Below are 16164 nucleotides of genomic sequence, written 5' to 3'. Positions count from 1 at the left end.
CACCAAAACAGCGATCTGCTGTTTCAGATCTGCCATCACCTGAGCCTTGGCTGCCATCTCGCCCCCCCCCACACCAAGAGAAATAACCGTCTCCCTGCAAGGGCGGGGCCCCTCGGCGATTTCTCTTGGCCCGGCGCAACCGAGCTGGCGCTGCGGATTCAGGTGACGGCGGCTCCGAAACAGCGATCTTTAGATTAGGCTCGTGAGGTCTCCAGCTTGGAGTGCGGGCCTGGCGGCGGCGATGCGATCAGCGGACCAGTGCCACCACTGCAAGTCTAGCAGTTGATCAATCTGGTCTTGTGCGAACCGAAAACTTGCGACTGTGCCGGGATTGCCGGTGACCACGGCATAAGGCGGGACCTTGCCGCGCACCACTGCGCCTGCGCCGATGATGGTACCATCTCCGATGTGCGCGCCGGGTAGGATCAGGGCGCCATAGCCGAACCAGACGTCGTGGCCGATGACTGTATCGCGGGTGTCAGGCTGAAAGCCTGTCATTTGTTTGGGGTCAAACACAGGAAATGGATAACAAGTTAGCCCATTCATGGCGTGGTTGGCGCTGGCGCTGATAAAACGGACGCCATGGGCAATCTGACAGTAGCGGCCGATTTGCAGTGTTTCCTGTGACATTGGAAACAGGTAGGGGGCCAGATGGTTGGCCCAGCCGTCCAGTGGTGGTGGATCAAAGTCTGAAGCATAGGTGTAATCCCCAACCTGAAATTTGGGGTGATCTACAACATTGCGCAGAAAAACGGTGCCAAGGTGGGGCTGGCCATCAGGCAAGACGATAGGGTGGACGCTGTTGGCGTCGAGCATGGAGTAAGGCATGAGGCCTCCTGTACTGGAAAATGTGGGGATTTTCGTATGTTACAGGTGCTGGTCCATCATACCCTCCATTTTGGACAATTTCACTTCGAGTTCTTACCAATTGCCCAAGTCATCGGTACAGTGGACCAATTGGCGGATACCCCCAAGGACCAATTGGCGGATACCCCCAAAGAGTTTCCCTGTAGTATCAGAAAACAGTGGAGCGGAGAAACAAGTTCATGACCGTGTACTTCGATTATCTGTCGTCCTTCGAAGTGATGCTTATGGTCTACAAGGGGCGCAGCACCAACCAGCAGCAACTTAGGTTATTTCAGCAGATTTCTGAAGAGTTTGGAGTGGGGCCATTCACAAACTGTATTTCGGATCTGTCTGAGCTTACCTCAACTGAAATGACCGCAACTGACATGTTCTCTCAAAGTTCGATGGTCAAGACAGCGCTGGAAGCACGTTCGGTGCCGATTAAACAGGCGTTGTTTTCTCCTACAGAAATTTCATATGGAATCTCGAGAATGTACATGGGCTTTGCTGATTTTTCGCCGATGTTGAAAATCCGTATTTTTGACGATTTGCAGGCGGCAGCCGAATGGGTTGGGGTCCCAGGGCAAGCTGAAACTCTATTTGTCGAACGCGATTGGCATGTTGTTCACGACTGATGCGAACAGTCTCTCCGGTATAGCTCGGGGCTGCGGGTGCACTGAAATACTAGCAATCTGGCCTCTATCTTCATTGCCGAAATTATGACACCTTTTCTGCATTGATCTGATCAGGAGTTTCCCATGAATGCATTTCGTTTCGCCGCTGTTCTGTCCCTGTTGGCTGCACCGGTATTGGCTGACGAGGTTTGGACAAGTGACATGGGGCAAATTGTGTATGAGGCAGAGGAGGGGGGTGCTGCCATCTTCTCTTTTACCAACGTTGATGCTTATCCTGCTAAATTGATTATTCCTGGGTTGGCTGGGAACTACTCTGATCGCAGCAGTCACGCGGCATATTGGATCGGTCAGGGCGCAGGTACTTGCACGGCGTTTATGTCACACGGTAGCGAGCCTGCAAGCAGCCAGTGGGGGCGGGCCCACGTGGTGTTTGACAGCCCCGAATTCCCTACTTCGGTGACTGTCATCCTTGGATTTTGTCTGGACGAACCGAATATCGTAATCCGTGGGGAATAGATTGCTCGTTTAGGTCTCGCCTGGTCGGGTCAGACTGAACACCTCGCGAACCACCGAGTAATCGCGATAGCCCAGTCGGGCCAGCGGTTGAAAGGTAGTGACATCGAACGCGCCGTCGATCAGGCAATCGTCACGCATGTGGACGCCAACCACCTCACCAAAGACCACACAGTTGGCCTCGCCGGGAAGGCCGACCACCTTGGTCAGCTCGCACTCCAAAGCCGCTGGCGCACCGGCAACACGGGCGCAGGGGATTAGGCTACATTCTGCTGTGTCTAGACCCGCATAGGCAAATTCGTCCACTTCACGGGGCAGGGCGGCTGAGGAGGCATTCATGGCGTCGCGCATGGCGTATTCGACGATATTGACGCAGAACACACCGGTCTCAACAATGTTGGCAACGCTGTCCTTGGTGCCTTCTTGGTCGGGCTTGGCGCTGGTCGAGGCAAACATCACCTGTGGTGGTTCATAGGCAACGGCATTGAAAAACGAGTAGGGCGCGAGATTGTTGACACCGTCAGCGGAGCGAGAGGAGATCCAGCCGATGGGGCGCGGGGTGACGATGGCGTTAAACGGGTTATGCGGCAATCCGTGGCCATCTTCGGGGCGATAGAACATGCGTGTCTCCAAATGTTTGCCCAAGGCTTAGACCCGTGCTAGGGCGATTGCCAGTCTGAGTTTGGGAGGCCACGCGCCGTGATCGAGCTGAAAGCGGAACAGCCGCAGGACCGCTGGGAAGTGGAAGCGCTGTATGACCTGTGTTTTGCGCCGGGGCGTGAGGCGCTGTCGTCGTACCGTTTGCGCGATGATGTTCCCCCGGTTTTGGGACTAAGCCAGGTGGCGCGGGATGAAATGGGCATTCTTGCGGGCGCAATCCGGTTTTGGCCGGTGCATGTTGGGCCGGTGGATGCGCTTTTGCTGGGGCCGGTTGCGGTTCATCCAACACACCAGGGGGAGGGTTTGGGGGGCGCGCTGATCCGTGATTCCCTTGCCCAAGCAGAAGGTAGCGGCTGGGCCCGCGTGTTGTTGGTAGGGGATGCGCCTTATTACCAGCGGTTTGGGTTTGAGCGCCTGGAGGGTGTGGAAATGCCGCCGCCTACTAACCCGGATCGGGTGTTGGGTCTGTCGTTCCAACAGGGGGCTTGGGATGGGGTTTGCGGCAAGGTGCGTCGCTGGCAGGGTTGAAATCTGGTATGAGATGACCAATCTATTGTGGAATAGAGGAGGCTATTTTGACCGAGATATTGTCGCCCGCGCGAGGGCTAAACCCAGAGCAAACCGAAGCCGAACTTGATGCGCTGGCCGAGCGGTACCGCAATGCTGCGGGCATAGGTGTGCAACTTCTGAACATGGTGGGGGGCAAGGCTGAAAGCCTGTTGGATCACCTACCGGAGCAAGTGCGAACTGGGTTGAGCGGCGCCACCGAGCAAGCTTTGAAACTGGCCATGGAGGCCGCAACCAAATCACGCCGCGCAGTCCCGGACAAGAGTGCCAAGACCAACCGGATGGTCAGCGCAGCGATGGGGGCCGCAGGTGGTGTTGGTGGATTACCCGGGGCACTGGTTGAGCTGCCTGCAACCACCGCCTTTTTGCTGCGCAGCATTCAGGGTGTTGCAGCTGAACATGGGTTCGATCCTGAAGCGGAGAGTGTCACCTTTGACTGTATTCGGGTGTTTTCTGCAGCTGGGCCGCTAGCACATGACGATGGGGCGGATCTGGGCTTTTTGTCGCTGAGACTAAGCTTGTCGGGAGGGGCCTTACAGAAACTGATTGCTCAGGTGGCACCAAAGTTGGGTATCGTTATGGGGCAAAAACTGGCTGCGCAGGCCGTACCTGTGTTGGGCGCGGTTGCGGGGGCTTCAACCAACTACGTGTTTTCTGGATACTATCAAAAAATGGCGCAGGTGCATTTTGGGCTTCGCAGACTGGCCATTGATGCGGATGTTCCACATCAGGATCTGGTGCAGCAACTTCAGGTGCGGCTGCAGCCTGCAGTCTCCAAGGGATGAGGCCCGAAGGGACCACGTTTCATGACCCTGATATGCGGATAAACAGGTGTCATCATTGTTTTACATGTAAATACTGCTGTTCGAGTGTATGTTAGGGGCGGTCATAGGGGCATAACACCATGATTACCCAGCTTCCGATCACCACAAATGCCGCAAACAAACGGGATGTGCGCAGTCAGTTTGCAGCTCTTTGCTATCGTGTTAGCAAAAAGGGGAAGGTCAAAATTCTGCTGGTGACATCGCGTGGATCCGGGCGATGGGTACTACCAAAAGGTTGGCCAATAGATGGCCGCACACCGGCGGATTCGGCGGCACAGGAAGCCTGGGAAGAGGCGGGTGTCCAAGGCGAGGCCTTGAACCAGTGTCTTGGACTGTATTCCTATCAAAAGTGGCTGGGACGGGACGCGCCACTGGCGATTATGGTGATGGTTTACCCGGTTGCTGTCAGCGATTTGGCTGAAGAGTTTCCTGAAAGGGGGCAAAGATCTCGCCAATGGTTTTCATCGCGTAAGGCCGCCGACATGGTGCAAGAACCAGAGTTGGCTCGTATCTTGCAAGAGTTTCACCCAGATGTTCTACGGGTACATAGCGCATAACACTTGATCTTGTATCAGCGAGCGCTTTAATCAGAGGCGCGAAACGAGAGCATGAAATGATACAGTACGCCCTGAAATGTGCCGATGGCCACACCTTTGACAGCTGGTTTCAGTCTGCTGCCGCGTTTGACAAACTGGCGGCTGCCAGTCTGGTCTCTTGCGCTGTTTGTGGTACCGGTGATGTTGAAAAGGCGATCATGACGCCACGCGTTCGACCAGGTCGCAAAGCCGTATCCGGGCGAGGAGAGCCCGAAGCTCCATCACAGGAAGCTAAGACACCATCCGGCGATACTGGGGTGCCAGCTGAGGTGCCGCAACAGCAGTCTGATCAGACTGTTCCGTCAGGCCCTATGACGGGGGCACTCAGCATGCCCAGCACCGAGACCGAGAAGGCCATGGCTGAGTTGCGTCGCAAGGTAGAAGACAATTCGGACTATGTCGGCAAGGATTTTGTCACCGAGGCACGGGCAATGCATGAAGGTGATGCGCCCGGGCGTGCCATCTATGGCGAGGCCCGGTTGGACGAGGCCAAAGAGCTAATCGAAGAAGGGGTGCCGGTTTTGCCGTTGCCTTTTTTGCCCAATCGCAAGACCAACTGAAGACAACGATTACAAGGTAGTTTGGCGGTATGCATGTTGTTGTTACAGGAGCCAGCCGTGGCATCGGCCGCGAAATGGTAACCCAGTTTCGGGTTGCCGGGCATGACGTCACGGCGACGGCACGCGACCACTCGACCGACACCCGGCTGAATGTCTCGGACCCAGGTCAGCAGGCACGATTTGCGGCACAGATGAAGGATCAACCGGTTGATTTGCTGGTGTGCAATGCGGGTGTCTATTTGGACAAGGGCATGGCCCTGGAAGACTACACAGCCGAGGTTTGGGCCACATCACTGGCAACCAATGTGACCGGCGTGTTCATGACGGTACAGGCCCTGTTGCCCAATTTGCGTATGGCTGCAGAGCCAAAGATCGCGATTATCTCATCGCAGATGGCCAGTCATGCGTTGGCGCCTGGCGGCAGCTATGCCTATCGCGCCTCAAAGGCAGCAGCGTTGAATATCGGCCGCAACCTGGCGGTTGATTTGGCTCCGGAAGGAATTGCTGTGGGCATTTATCACCCAGGCTGGGTTCGCACAGATATGGGCGGCGAGCAGGGGGAAATTTCAGTGCAGGAATCGGCGACTGGTTTGTTGAATGAATTTGATGTGTTGAACATTGCCACCACGGGCTGCTTTCACACCTGGGATGGCCGCATCCACGCATTTTGATCGGCACCAATGGTGCGTGCAAGCACACACCCTACACATATCATGGACGTAGAAACAAATATGCCGAGCCCGGGGGCTCGGCGTATCTTGCATTTTGGTCTTCTATCAGTTCCAGCAGCTGACTAGCACTGTCATGCCATTTACCAACCGGTTCATTGCTGTATTGTGCAAAGGACCTGCATCAGTGGTGTGATCGCTGGCACTTACACCCGCTTGGGTCAGAGCCTGCCGGATTGCATCCGCATTGGCGGCAAAACTAACACCTTGCGGCAATTGTTGAGATCCGATCTGTTGCGGCAACAACATGCCCAGAACTGCGCCCGAGCCATCTAGAACCGGACCACCCGCATCACCAGGTTGTGTTGCCAGATCCAAGCGTGCGATCCCGGCATCCCCACTTAGGTCTTTGACATCTGCCAGGGTTCCCCAAGTCAAACTAGGGGCACCTAGAACGCCTTCGTAGGAAAAACCAGAAACAGCGATTTCGGACTGCAGACGCGGCGCGCTGGTGGTGAGCTCGGCTACGGCCATGGGCGCAAGAGGTGTCTCGGGGCGCAGAACAGCCAAACCATTGGCGGTGTCGTTGCTGAGAAGAGTTGCGGCATAGTCGTGATCCAGCGTGATCCGGGCGCAGTTTCCAACCACATCCGAGGTGGTCAATACGGCACCTTCGCCATCCACATAAAAACCAGTGCGCGAGATGCGCGGCTTGCGGATTTGTAGACCGGAGAGCAGATCAACGTTTTGCTGGGCATCACCACCGGCTGCTGGGTCCAGAACACCGTCGATGCGAGTGAAACTTGTGCGCATTTCAGTTAAGACACGTGTGCGACGGTCTTCGTCGCCAGCGGGCCAGATAAGTGTGAAGCCCTTTATCTCACCATTATTCAGGCTTGCCTGGGTGAAGGAGACGATGCCATTGCCGCGACCTTCGATGGTAAAGCTGCTGTTACCACGTTCCCGCGGGCCAACCAGAGGTACAATTTCCAGGGTTTGCAAGATGTCATAAAGACCAAACAGAGTGCGCTTGTCGCCCGGCTGCGAGATCAGCAGCAGTCGTGCGCCTAAATTGCCTTTGCTATCGTAGTGGGCAAACGGGGGCTCAAAGTGGGCAAATGCAACTTCACCAGCGGGGATCTGCATCGAAATGCCTGCATCGGTATTGGTCATCTCGGCCATGCCCACCGAAATCAGCGGTGCATTGTATTCGTCCATCAGTGCCTTGCGCTGCAATGTGGTCAAGATCCCGGTGAGCTCATAGCCGTTGGCGGCTTGCCAGTCGCGCATAGAGCCACGCGTGCCGCGGCCAAAAGACCCATCAATGGCGGCGTTGTAAAAACCGGCGGCTTTCAGGGCGATCTGCAGGGCTTTACGCTCATCTTTGGTTAGCGCGCGCTCGCTACGTTTGGCCTGGGCTGGGGTTTCGTCGGCGGGTGCCGGAGTAGGGGCGACCTCAGTTGTTTCAGCTTGGACTGTTTCGGGCTGAATGGTTGCTGGCAGCGTTGTCACCGGAGTGCTGGCGGCGCCACCTGCAGCTGGCCAGAACGGCTGTCGCAGATTGCGGCCAAATGCGATGAAGCTGTCACGGGGGATCTGACCCTGGCTGCGGTACACCTGAAGAGCACGTTCGGCATCGGCGCGGGTGTAAGGGCCGAGCAGCACGCCGTACCATCCGCCACCCAGTGCAAATCCGTTGACGTCTGGCAATTGCGAGGACAAGCCCAATGCACGCTCCTTGGCCGCGTTCAAAGAAGGATGCGCTGCGACCTGAATCCAAACCGAGTCAGGAGAGACCTGCTGAGCTGTTGCCGTACCTGGCAAAGTTGTAGCCAGCGCCATCAGCGCAAGCATCATCGAAGCAAAGAAGGTTCTCATTGCAGTTCCTTTATCCCTGGGGAGTCAAATTTTGCGCAATTAAACATTTTAGAGCTTCAAAGGGAATGCCTGATACGGGGGGGAATTCGTGTCTTGAAGCTTCATTTTATGCTGGAAACAACTTTTGTCAGAGATTTCGGCGTTTTTTCACTTCTGTGCATGATCACGCCACATGTGTCGTTGACCCTGACCGGGGGCTTGCATAGGAAAGACAGCGCATTTGCAGCCCCAACAGGGAAGAAGACATGACCCAGACCAATGGCGCCCCGCGCTCGTTCCAAGAGATCATCCTGCGGCTTCAGAGCTATTGGGCCGGCAAAGGCTGCGCGATGCTGCAGCCCTATGACATGGAAGTTGGGGCAGGGACATTCCACCCAGCAACCACGCTGCGCTCATTGGGATCAAAGCCCTGGGCCGCTGCCTATGTGCAGCCGTCGCGCCGCCCGACCGATGGGCGCTATGGTGAGAACCCCAACCGGTTGCAGCACTTCTATCAGTACCAGGTGCTGATCAAGCCAAGCCCGCCCAATCTGCAGGAGCTGTATCTGGGCTCACTTGCTGCCATTGGCATCAATATGGACATGCATGACATCCGCTTTGTCGAGGATGACTGGGAAAGCCCAACACTGGGGGCCTGGGGGCTGGGCTGGGAGGTTTGGTGTGATGGGATGGAAGTCAGCCAGTTTACCTACTTCCAACAGGTTGGCGGCCATGACTGCACCCCGGTCTCGGGTGAGCTGACATATGGTCTGGAGCGTCTGGCGATGTATGTGCTGGGGATCGACCATGTGATGGACATGCCATTTAACGACCCCGATGCACCTATCGCGCTAAAGTATGGCGATATTTACAAGCAGGCCGAGGAAGACTACGCGCGCTGGAACTTTGACGTGGCCAACACCGATGTGTTGCTAAAGCAGTTCGAAGAGGCAGAGGCGGAATGTCAAGCAATTCTGGACTTGCCACACGAAGACCCCAAGACGGGCAAGCGCATTCTGATGGTGCATCCGGCCTATGACCAGTGCATCAAAGCCAGCCATTTGTTCAATCTGCTGGATGCGCGCGGCGTGATCTCGGTGACTGAGCGTCAGGCCTATATCGGCCGGGTGCGGGCGCTGGCCAAGCAATGCTCTGACGCTTTTGTACAGACAGAGGCGGGCGGCTGGGCAGCGTGACAGCACTGTTCATGCAATTTCACACTTTCAAGAAACAACTTGAAAGTGGTGTGAATCCTAAAACGGGGAATTGGCGTCCGGTACGTCAAACAATCATGGCGCGAGGCCATTTCGTCTACGATAAGGGGCAAGATTTCTGGGATACAGACCAGAGCTTGCTCAAGGCGGATGGATTTGTGTGTCTTGATATTGCTTTCCTTGGTGAAGCCAATACTGGACCGGATGAATACTGTAGCTGGCCGAAAGACAACTTGTTCTGGCTGACACCACTTGGTGATGATGGCTTCGAATACTCCGTCGAACTGCCTACTTCTTACATGACTTGGTTCTTAGAGGTTATGAAAGAGTGCGAGACCGAGGGTACGTTTTTGATCTCGCATGCGGTGACGAAAGATCAGGAAGAGCATAGTGAGTCTCGTGGAGTGCGACGGTCAATGTCGGCTGGAAATTTTTTAATGCGCTCTTATGAGCAGCGGATTCAAGGTGAGTGAACTTGAAGCGGTACGTAGAAGCTACGATGAGGAACGAAGTATAATGGGTAAGTTTCTGGCCATCCTTCTTGTTGTGTGCGCAGTGGGCGCTGGCGGCGGAATGTACTATCTGCAGGTTTATGGCTACTACGAAGAGGTTGTGCCGAACCCCGGTCACGATGTCGTTCTTGTGCTTCAGGATAGTGAAAAAGGGGTGGCAATCGACTATGCCGATTTTCAGGCCATTGATGCCAGCAGCTCTCCCATCCGCTATCGGGCCTGTTTCACAAGCTCGCTGAGTCGTGAAGAATTAGCACAGACCTACACGGTTTCCGATCATCACCAGCCCCGCATCGCGCCGGGATGGTTCGACTGCTTTGATGCCCAAACTATTGGTGCGGCACTTGAGGCTGGTACCGCCACGGCCTTCCTTTCTATTAAAAACATCTCGTATGGCGTGGACCGCGTTGTTGCGGTGACTGACGAGGGTCAAGGCTTTGTCTGGCATGAGCTGAACAATTGCGGCAAAAAGGCTTATGACGGAACCGTGGTAGGAGAAGCCTGCCCAGAACGACCAGAGGCAGGCCAGTAATTCAGGTCCGCGAACGCAGCGGAGTTATATATGAGCACAGCAATTGTCATCCCTGAATTCATTTCCGTAACCCTTGGGTTTGCGGTGTTCCTGATTGGGGCGCGTCTGAATGCGCGGTTCGAGGTTTTGCGCCGCTTCAACATTCCTGAACCGGTATCGGGCGGCCTGCTGGCCTCGTTGGTGGTGCTGGCGATTTTTATGGCGTCGGGCCGTGTGGTCGAGTTTGAGATGGCGAGCCGAGACTTCTTTTTGGTTCTGTTCTTTGCTGGTATCGGCCTCAACGCCCGTCTGAGTGATTTGATTGCTGGTGGTAAACCGCTGGCGATCCTGCTGGTGCTGACGTTGATGACCATCATTGCGCAAAACGTGATCGGTGCCGCGGGGGCGACCCTGTTTGGCTACCCTGCGCAGGCAGGGGTCTTGTTTGGGTCCGCTTCTCTGATTGGCGGTCATGGGACTGCAATCGCCTGGGCCCCGGATGTGGCCGAGGCAACAGGACTGTCCGGCGCTACAGAATTGGGTGTTGCCGTTGCGACCCTGGGCTTGGTGCTGGCAGCGCTTGTCGGCGGCCCGGTGGCGCGGATACTGATCACACGCAACAATTTGGCACCGTCGCGCCCGGATGACGGCGCGACCATTGGGCTGCCAGACGAAGACATCGCCCCTCCTGCACAGATCGACCACCTCAGCCTGATGCGGGTGTTTTTGTTTCTGAACTTCGCAATTATCTTGGGCTACATCGGTTCTGAATTGATCGAGGCTGCCGGGCTGAAATTGCCGCTATTTGTGCCTTGTCTGATCGCGGGCATCCTGATTGCCAACCTGCGGGAATGGTTGCGTCCCAATGCGCCAGCGGTGGCACGTACCCCGGCTTTGGCGCTGGTATCCGAGTTTTCGCTGGGTGCCTTTCTGGCCATGTCACTGATGGCGTTGCAGCTGTGGACCATCGCTGAGCTTGGCCTGGCGATTGCCGTGATCATGACCGCCCAGACCGCCTTTGCGGTTGCCTTTGTGCTTTACGTGTTGTTCCCGCTGCTGGGCAGTGGCTATCGCGCCGCGGTTCTGGCCGCCGGTTTTGGTGGCTTTGCGCTGGGTGCCACCCCCACGGCCATTGCTAATATGACCGCTGTCACCAAACGCTATGGCCCATCGCCTATTGCCTTTGTGGTGCTGCCCCTTGTATCCGCCTTCTTTGTAGACATCGCCAACGCCATCGTCATCCAGATGATTGTGAATTTCTGAGGACCCCCAGATGCCCGACCTGCTGATTGAACTGTTTTCCGAGGAAATCCCCGCCCGCATGCAGCGCCGCGCGGGTGAGGATCTGAAAAAGCGGGTGACCGATGGTCTGGTCGAGGCTGGTCTGACCTATGCGGGTGCTCACGCGCTGACCACACCACGCCGCCTGACTTTGGCGATTGATGGCCTGCTGGCTGAAAGCCCAACCGTGCGTGAAGAGCGCAAGGGCCCCAAGGTTGGCGCGCCTGATAAGGCGATCGAAGGCTTCCTGCGCGGTGCGGGCCTGAACCGTGACCAGCTTGAGGAACGCGATACCCCCAAGGGTGCGGTCTATTTCGCCACCATTGAAAAGCCCGGTCGCCCGGCGGCTGAGATTATTGCCGAAGTACTGGAAGCCACCATTCGCAACTTCCCATGGCCCAAGTCCATGCGCTGGGGTGCTGGGAGCCTGAAATGGGTGCGCCCGTTGCATTCGATCCTGTGCCTGCTGTCGGATGAAGCCGGTGCTGAAGTTGTGCCGCTGGATATCGACGGCATTAAATCGGGCAACACCACCCAAGGCCACCGTTTCATGGCACCGGGCGAGATCACGATTTCTGGCTTTGATGACTACGCTGCCAAGCTAAAGCGCGCCAATGTTGTGCTGGACCCGGCTGAACGTGCCGATGCGATCTGGCAGGATGCCACCAACCAGGCCTTTGCCAATGGGTTGGAAGTGGTCGAAGACAAGGGCCTGCTGGCTGAGGTTGCTGGTCTGGTCGAATGGCCGGTTGTGCTGTTGGGCGCGATTGATGATGAATTCCTGAGCCTGCCAGCCGAGGTGCTGCAGACCTCGATGAAAGAACACCAGAAGTTCTTCTCGGTCCGCAACCCCAAGACGGGGCGTATTGAAAAGTTCATCACCGTTGCCAACCGTGAGACCGCCGACAATGGCGCGACCATTCTAGCGGGCAACCAAAAGGTGCTGAGCGCCCGTCTGGCCGATGCGAAATTCTTCTGGGAGAACGACCTGCGCGTTGCCAAAGGGGGCATGGAGATCTGGACCGAGGCGCTGTCTAACGTCACCTTCCACAACAAGCTGGGCACGCAGGCGGACCGCATTTCCCGTATCGCCGCGCTGGCGCGAGAAATAGCACCAGTGGTTGGCGCTGATGCTGATCTGGCCGAGCAGGCCGCCAAAGTGGCCAAGGCTGATCTTTCCTCGGAAATGGTCTATGAATTCCCCGAGCTGCAGGGCTTGATGGGCCGCTACTACGCCGAGGCCGCAGGCCTGCCACAGGAAGTGGCTAATGCCTGTGAAAACCACTATTCGCCCCTGGGCCCATCCGACGATGTGCCGAGCGAGCCTGTTTCGGTAGCGGTGGCGCTGGCGGATAAACTGGACACGCTGACCGGATTCTGGGCGATTGATGAAAAGCCGACCGGGTCGAAGGACCCGTTTGCGCTGCGTCGTGCTGCGCTGGGTGTTATTCGGTTGGTGTTGGAGAATGATGTTCAGGCCAGTTTGGCCGGGCGCACCGGAATTTTTGCGGTTCCTTTTACGATGTATGCTATGCAGCTTCACATGAAGGGGTTCGATGATAAAATTTCTGACCTACTCTCCTTCTTCCATGATCGCCTCAAGGTCTTCTTGCGCGATCAGGGTATTCGCCATGATGTGATCGACGCCTGTATCGCCATGGAGGGCAATGATGATCTGGCCCTGCTGGTCAAACGCGCCCGCGCGCTTGAGGATTTCATGAAGTCCGAAGACGGCACCAACCTGCTGCAGGGCTTCAAACGCGCCAACAACATCCTGACCCAGGCCGAGGAAAAGGATGGGGTGGAGTATTCATACGGTGGCGATGTGAAATTTGCCGAAGATGCAACCGAAGTGGCCCTGTTCGAAGCGCTTGCCGCAAACGAGGGGGCGATCTCTTCGGCCATCGAAGCCGAAGATTTCGCGGCTGCCATGGGCAGTATGGCCGCTTTGCGCGCACCGGTTGATGCGTTCTTTGAGGCGGTGCAGGTGAACTCGGACAACGAAGTGGTGCGCCGCAATCGTTTGAACCTGCTGCACCAGATCCGCAAGATCTGTGGTCAGGTCGCGGATCTTACTCGTATCGAGGGGTGAGGGCCGTCCAGGAAACCATATGGGGTATGGTTTCAGGCCCGAACGGGCGGAGCCCCGGACTGACTGCCGTATTTGAGTGGCTTCGTGGGAGGCCGCTTTTTCTTGAATGGGCAGCGCCTGACCTTGAGGTCTTGTAAACCCGTCAGAACTTGATGTCCGAAGCCAACCAATGTGTAGGGTGTGTGCTTCCACGCACCACTGAGCCCTTGCACCATGTCTGCATCGCATTATGCTGCAGGGCAAATGAGAGGTGCTGCAGTGCAGAAAGATATGCCAGAGATCCCGTTTGCCGCGTTGATCACGCCAAAGGCGCCAATCGCCGCCAACAGCCACGGTGGGCGGGCGAAGTGCCTGCAACGTTTGGTACGGCTGGATCTGCCGGTGCCACGTACGGTGGCACTGTCTTTTGACGCGGTGCATGGCATCGCTGAAGGGCGGATACCGGACTTGCAGGCTGTGCTGGGCGAGTTTTCTGAACAGGCGTTGCTCTGTGTGCGCCCCTCGTCAGAGGATCCGGATTGGGGTGGTCCTGGTGCCATTCTGAACGTTGGTATGAATGACGCCCGTTATGTCGATCTATGTGACAGCCTGGGCCAACAGGCGGCGACGGCTCTATATCTGCGATTTGTGCAGTCTTATGCGGTGCATGTCGCCCGTCTGGATCCGGATGTTTTTGACGAGGTTTCAGACGAAGGCCCCGAAGCGCTGAGCCGGATTTTGCAGGCTTATGAGGCGGAGACGGATGAGCACTTTCCGCAGGATCGTGGCGAACAGTTAGCGGCGGTTTTGCGTTCAATGGCCCGCGCTTGGGAGGGCACCTCAGCCCGATTGCTGCGACAGGCCAAAGGCGCGCCAGTAGATGCTGGGCTGGGCCTGGTGGTGCAGGAAATGGTTCCGGGATTGGGCCAGGGGGAATGCGGTTCAGGCGTGTTGCAACTGATCAATTCGCAAACCGGCCAGCCTCAGATTATCGGTCGGTATCTAAGCCAGTCTCAGGGGCGGGATGCGCTTGGCGCTGGGGCGGCGGCGCTCTATTTGGAAAAAGACCCACGCGGGGCATCCCTGGAAGATGTTGCACCAGAGGCCTTTGCAAGTTTGAAACTGCATGCGGCCCTGATGCGAGAGCGCCTGCGCGAGGCGATGCAGGTCGAGTTTGTTATTGAGAACGGTCATGTGCACATACTCGACGGCGTGCGGGTTGCGCGGTCAGCCCGCGCGGCGGTACGTATTGCGGTGGCTTTAGCCGAAGATGGCATCATCCCCCCACAAGAAGCGGTGATGCGGATTGATGCACATTCGTTGAATGAACTGCTACACCGGCAGGTTGACCCAAATGCCGAGCGTGACGTGATAGGCACCGGAATCGCCGCCAGTCCAGGTGCGGCAAGTGGCCGTTTGGTGTTTACCGCCGCCGAAGCCCAGGCCAGTGCGGCGCGGCGCGAGCCCTGCATTCTAGTGCGCAGGGAAACCTCACCCGAGGATATTCGCGGCATGCACGCAGCCGCCGCTGTGTTGACCCAAAAAGGCGGCATGACCAGCCATGCGGCGGTGATCGGTCGTGGTTTGGGGCTGCCTTGCATTGTGGGGGCTTCGTCGCTGAAATTCCTGACCAAGGAAAAGCAACTGATTGCTGCTGAAGGGCAGGTGTTCAACGCAGGCGATGTTGTAACCATCGACGGCAGTTCTGGGCAAATCCTAGCGGGCCAGCCTGCGATGCTCGAGGCGGCTTTGGATGATGCGTTCCAGACCCTGATGGGTTGGGCGGATGACGCACGTGATATCGGGATCCGGGCCAATGCCGATACTCCGGCTGATGCACAGGCTGCGCGCAATTTCGATGCGCAGGGCATTGGCCTATGTCGAACCGAGCATATGTTTTTTGAGCCGGGACGTCTGACGGTGATGCGCGAGATGATTTTTGCCGAAACCTCGTCGGGGCGGGCGGCCGTGCTAGAGCGCCTGTTGCCGATGCAGCGCGGCGATTTTTGCGAATTGTTTCGTATCATGGCGGGCATGCCGGTTTGCATCCGTTTGTTTGACCCACCACTGCACGAGTTTCTTCCCACCACCAAGACTGGGCAGCGTGAACTGTCCGAAGCCTTGGGTATCCCGGTGAGCGATGTCACCCGGCGGGTTGAGGCGATGGGCGAGTACAACCCAATGCTGGGCCTGCGCGGGGTTCGGCTGGGCGTAACTGTGCCCGAGATATACGACATGCAGGCGCGGGCGATTTTTGAAGCAGCTCTTGAAGCCTCGCAAGATGGTGCGCCGGTTGTGCCAGAAATCATGATCCCGCTTGTCTCGGCCAAGCGGGAGGTTGAGCTGGTCAAGGCGCGCATTGATGCAGTGGCCTCGGCGGTGAGATCTGAGCGGGGAGAAGATTTTGACTACAGCCTTGGGGTGATGGTTGAAACTCCGCGCGCAGCATTGCGGGCCAACGATATCGCGCCACATACTGCGTTCCTGAGTTTTGGGACCAATGACCTGACCCAGATGACATATGGATTGTCTCGCGATGATGCGGGGCGGTTCATGTCGGACTATGTCCGCCAGGAAGTCTTTCCCGAAGACCCTTTTCATGTTCTGGACGTTGAGGGCGTTGGAGAGCTTCTTAAGTTGGGCGTCAAGCGTGGTCGCGAAGCCAATCCAAGCGTGACGCTGTCGATTTGTGGCGAGCACGGCGGAAACCCCGAATCAATCGCCTTTTGCCGCGAGGCTGGGTTTGATTATGTGTCTTGTTCGCCGTTCCGGGTCCCCGTGGCTCGGCTGGCTGCCGCTCAATTGGCGATTGCACATAAGATGGGGGAGGGCGCCTGAGCGGGCGTCTA

The 16164-nt window shown here is 56.9% G+C and carries 16 protein-coding genes; 13 read left to right on the top strand and 3 right to left on the bottom strand.

What is annotated here, in order from left to right; genetic code table 11:
• Positions 1–189 precede the first annotated feature (189 nt).
• Positions 190–828: a CatB-related O-acetyltransferase gene (locus tag AC2T28_RS16965; RefSeq protein ID WP_486749828.1), complete on the bottom strand. Its 639-nt coding sequence runs from the start codon at positions 826–828 to the stop codon at positions 190–192.
• A gap of 218 nt (positions 829–1046) precedes the next feature.
• Here AC2T28_RS16965 and AC2T28_RS16960 point away from each other — a divergent pair, with 218 nt between their 5' ends.
• On the top strand, positions 1047–1481 hold the full coding sequence (locus AC2T28_RS16960) for a hypothetical protein (RefSeq protein WP_486749827.1): 435 nt from the start codon (positions 1047–1049) through the stop codon (positions 1479–1481).
• A gap of 123 nt (positions 1482–1604) precedes the next feature.
• A complete protein-coding gene (locus AC2T28_RS16955; RefSeq protein ID WP_486749826.1) occupies positions 1605–1997 on the top strand; it encodes a hypothetical protein in 393 nt (130 codons plus the stop codon).
• Positions 1998–2006: 9 nt separating this feature from the next.
• Here the strand turns inward: AC2T28_RS16955 and AC2T28_RS16950 are convergent, their stop codons facing one another.
• The gene (locus AC2T28_RS16950) at positions 2007–2615 is read right to left on the bottom strand and encodes a flavin reductase family protein (protein ID WP_486749825.1); all 609 of its coding nucleotides are present in this window, start codon (positions 2613–2615) and stop codon (positions 2007–2009) included.
• A gap of 78 nt (positions 2616–2693) precedes the next feature.
• Between AC2T28_RS16950 and AC2T28_RS16945 the strand changes: the two genes are divergently transcribed.
• From AC2T28_RS16945 to AC2T28_RS16925, 5 genes are all read left to right on the top strand, one after another.
• Complete coding sequence (locus tag AC2T28_RS16945; protein WP_486749824.1) at positions 2694–3182, top strand: GNAT family N-acetyltransferase; 489 nt, start codon at positions 2694–2696, stop codon at positions 3180–3182.
• A gap of 47 nt (positions 3183–3229) precedes the next feature.
• Positions 3230–4006, top strand: coding sequence for an EcsC family protein (locus tag AC2T28_RS16940; RefSeq protein WP_486749823.1), 777 nt, complete (start codon positions 3230–3232; stop codon positions 4004–4006).
• 119 nt (positions 4007–4125) lie between these two features.
• Entirely contained in the window at positions 4126–4602 is a 477-nt protein-coding gene (locus AC2T28_RS16935; RefSeq protein WP_486749822.1) for an NUDIX hydrolase, read from the top strand.
• 56 nt (positions 4603–4658) lie between these two features.
• On the top strand, positions 4659–5201 hold the full coding sequence (locus AC2T28_RS16930; RefSeq protein ID WP_486749821.1) for a DUF1178 family protein: 543 nt from the start codon (positions 4659–4661) through the stop codon (positions 5199–5201).
• Positions 5202–5230: 29 nt separating this feature from the next.
• Positions 5231–5872, top strand: coding sequence for an SDR family NAD(P)-dependent oxidoreductase (locus tag AC2T28_RS16925; RefSeq protein WP_486749820.1), 642 nt, complete (start codon positions 5231–5233; stop codon positions 5870–5872).
• A gap of 105 nt (positions 5873–5977) precedes the next feature.
• On the opposite strand, the gene AC2T28_RS16920 is transcribed toward AC2T28_RS16925, so the two are convergent.
• A complete protein-coding gene (locus AC2T28_RS16920) occupies positions 5978–7747 on the bottom strand; it encodes a trypsin-like peptidase domain-containing protein (protein ID WP_486749819.1) in 1770 nt (589 codons plus the stop codon).
• A gap of 245 nt (positions 7748–7992) precedes the next feature.
• Between AC2T28_RS16920 and AC2T28_RS16915 the strand changes: the two genes are divergently transcribed.
• The 6 genes from AC2T28_RS16915 to AC2T28_RS16890 all read left to right on the top strand — a co-directional run bounded on the left by AC2T28_RS16915 (position 7993) and on the right by AC2T28_RS16890 (position 16153).
• Positions 7993–8922, top strand: a complete 930-nt coding sequence (locus AC2T28_RS16915; RefSeq protein ID WP_486749818.1) for a glycine--tRNA ligase subunit alpha — start codon at positions 7993–7995, stop codon at positions 8920–8922.
• A complete protein-coding gene (locus AC2T28_RS16910; protein WP_486749817.1) occupies positions 8919–9413 on the top strand; it encodes a hypothetical protein in 495 nt (164 codons plus the stop codon). The genes AC2T28_RS16915 and AC2T28_RS16910 overlap by 4 nt, the downstream gene beginning before the upstream one ends.
• A 43-nt stretch (positions 9414–9456) precedes the next feature.
• Positions 9457–9984 carry a DUF6446 family protein gene (locus tag AC2T28_RS16905; protein ID WP_486749816.1) on the top strand — a complete coding sequence of 176 codons (528 nt, stop codon included), beginning with the start codon at positions 9457–9459 and terminating at the stop codon, positions 9982–9984.
• Between the two features lie 30 nt (positions 9985–10014).
• Positions 10015–11226, top strand: a complete 1212-nt coding sequence (gene gltS / locus AC2T28_RS16900) for a sodium/glutamate symporter (RefSeq protein WP_486749815.1) — start codon at positions 10015–10017, stop codon at positions 11224–11226.
• A gap of 10 nt (positions 11227–11236) precedes the next feature.
• Complete coding sequence (glyS, locus tag AC2T28_RS16895) at positions 11237–13336, top strand: glycine--tRNA ligase subunit beta (RefSeq protein ID WP_486749814.1); 2100 nt, start codon at positions 11237–11239, stop codon at positions 13334–13336.
• A 243-nt stretch (positions 13337–13579) separates the two neighbouring features.
• Positions 13580–16153 (top strand): putative PEP-binding protein, encoded by a 2574-nt coding sequence (locus AC2T28_RS16890; protein ID WP_486749813.1) that lies wholly within the window; start codon positions 13580–13582, stop codon positions 16151–16153.
• The last annotated feature ends 11 nt before the right edge of the window (positions 16154–16164 follow it).

The organism is Parasedimentitalea nitratireducens (assembly GCF_057444295.1).
Note: the sequence above shows the minus strand (reverse complement) of the source record. Positions and strands in the feature narration are given on the sequence as shown.

Excerpts from the sequence above, each read along its gene's own strand:
- AC2T28_RS16905 (WP_486749816.1), top strand. The coding sequence starts at position 9,457 with ATGGGTAAGTTTCTGGCCATCCTTCTTGTTGTGTGCGCAGTGGGCGCT.
- gltS (WP_486749815.1), top strand. The coding sequence starts at position 10,015 with ATGAGCACAGCAATTGTCATCCCTGAATTCATTTCCGTAACCCTTGGG.
- glyS (WP_486749814.1), top strand. The coding sequence starts at position 11,237 with ATGCCCGACCTGCTGATTGAACTGTTTTCCGAGGAAATCCCCGCCCGC.
- AC2T28_RS16930 (WP_486749821.1), top strand. The coding sequence starts at position 4,659 with ATGATACAGTACGCCCTGAAATGTGCCGATGGCCACACCTTTGACAGC.
- AC2T28_RS16925 (WP_486749820.1), top strand. The coding sequence starts at position 5,231 with ATGCATGTTGTTGTTACAGGAGCCAGCCGTGGCATCGGCCGCGAAATG.
- AC2T28_RS16960 (WP_486749827.1), top strand. The coding sequence starts at position 1,047 with ATGACCGTGTACTTCGATTATCTGTCGTCCTTCGAAGTGATGCTTATG.
- AC2T28_RS16915 (WP_486749818.1), top strand. The coding sequence starts at position 7,993 with ATGACCCAGACCAATGGCGCCCCGCGCTCGTTCCAAGAGATCATCCTG.
- AC2T28_RS16935 (WP_486749822.1), top strand. The coding sequence starts at position 4,126 with ATGATTACCCAGCTTCCGATCACCACAAATGCCGCAAACAAACGGGAT.
- AC2T28_RS16920 (WP_486749819.1), bottom strand. The coding sequence starts at position 7,747 with ATGAGAACCTTCTTTGCTTCGATGATGCTTGCGCTGATGGCGCTGGCT.
- AC2T28_RS16890 (WP_486749813.1), top strand. The coding sequence starts at position 13,580 with ATGAGAGGTGCTGCAGTGCAGAAAGATATGCCAGAGATCCCGTTTGCC.
- AC2T28_RS16965 (WP_486749828.1), bottom strand. The coding sequence starts at position 828 with ATGCCTTACTCCATGCTCGACGCCAACAGCGTCCACCCTATCGTCTTG.
- AC2T28_RS16955 (WP_486749826.1), top strand. The coding sequence starts at position 1,605 with ATGAATGCATTTCGTTTCGCCGCTGTTCTGTCCCTGTTGGCTGCACCG.
- AC2T28_RS16950 (WP_486749825.1), bottom strand. The coding sequence starts at position 2,615 with ATGTTCTATCGCCCCGAAGATGGCCACGGATTGCCGCATAACCCGTTT.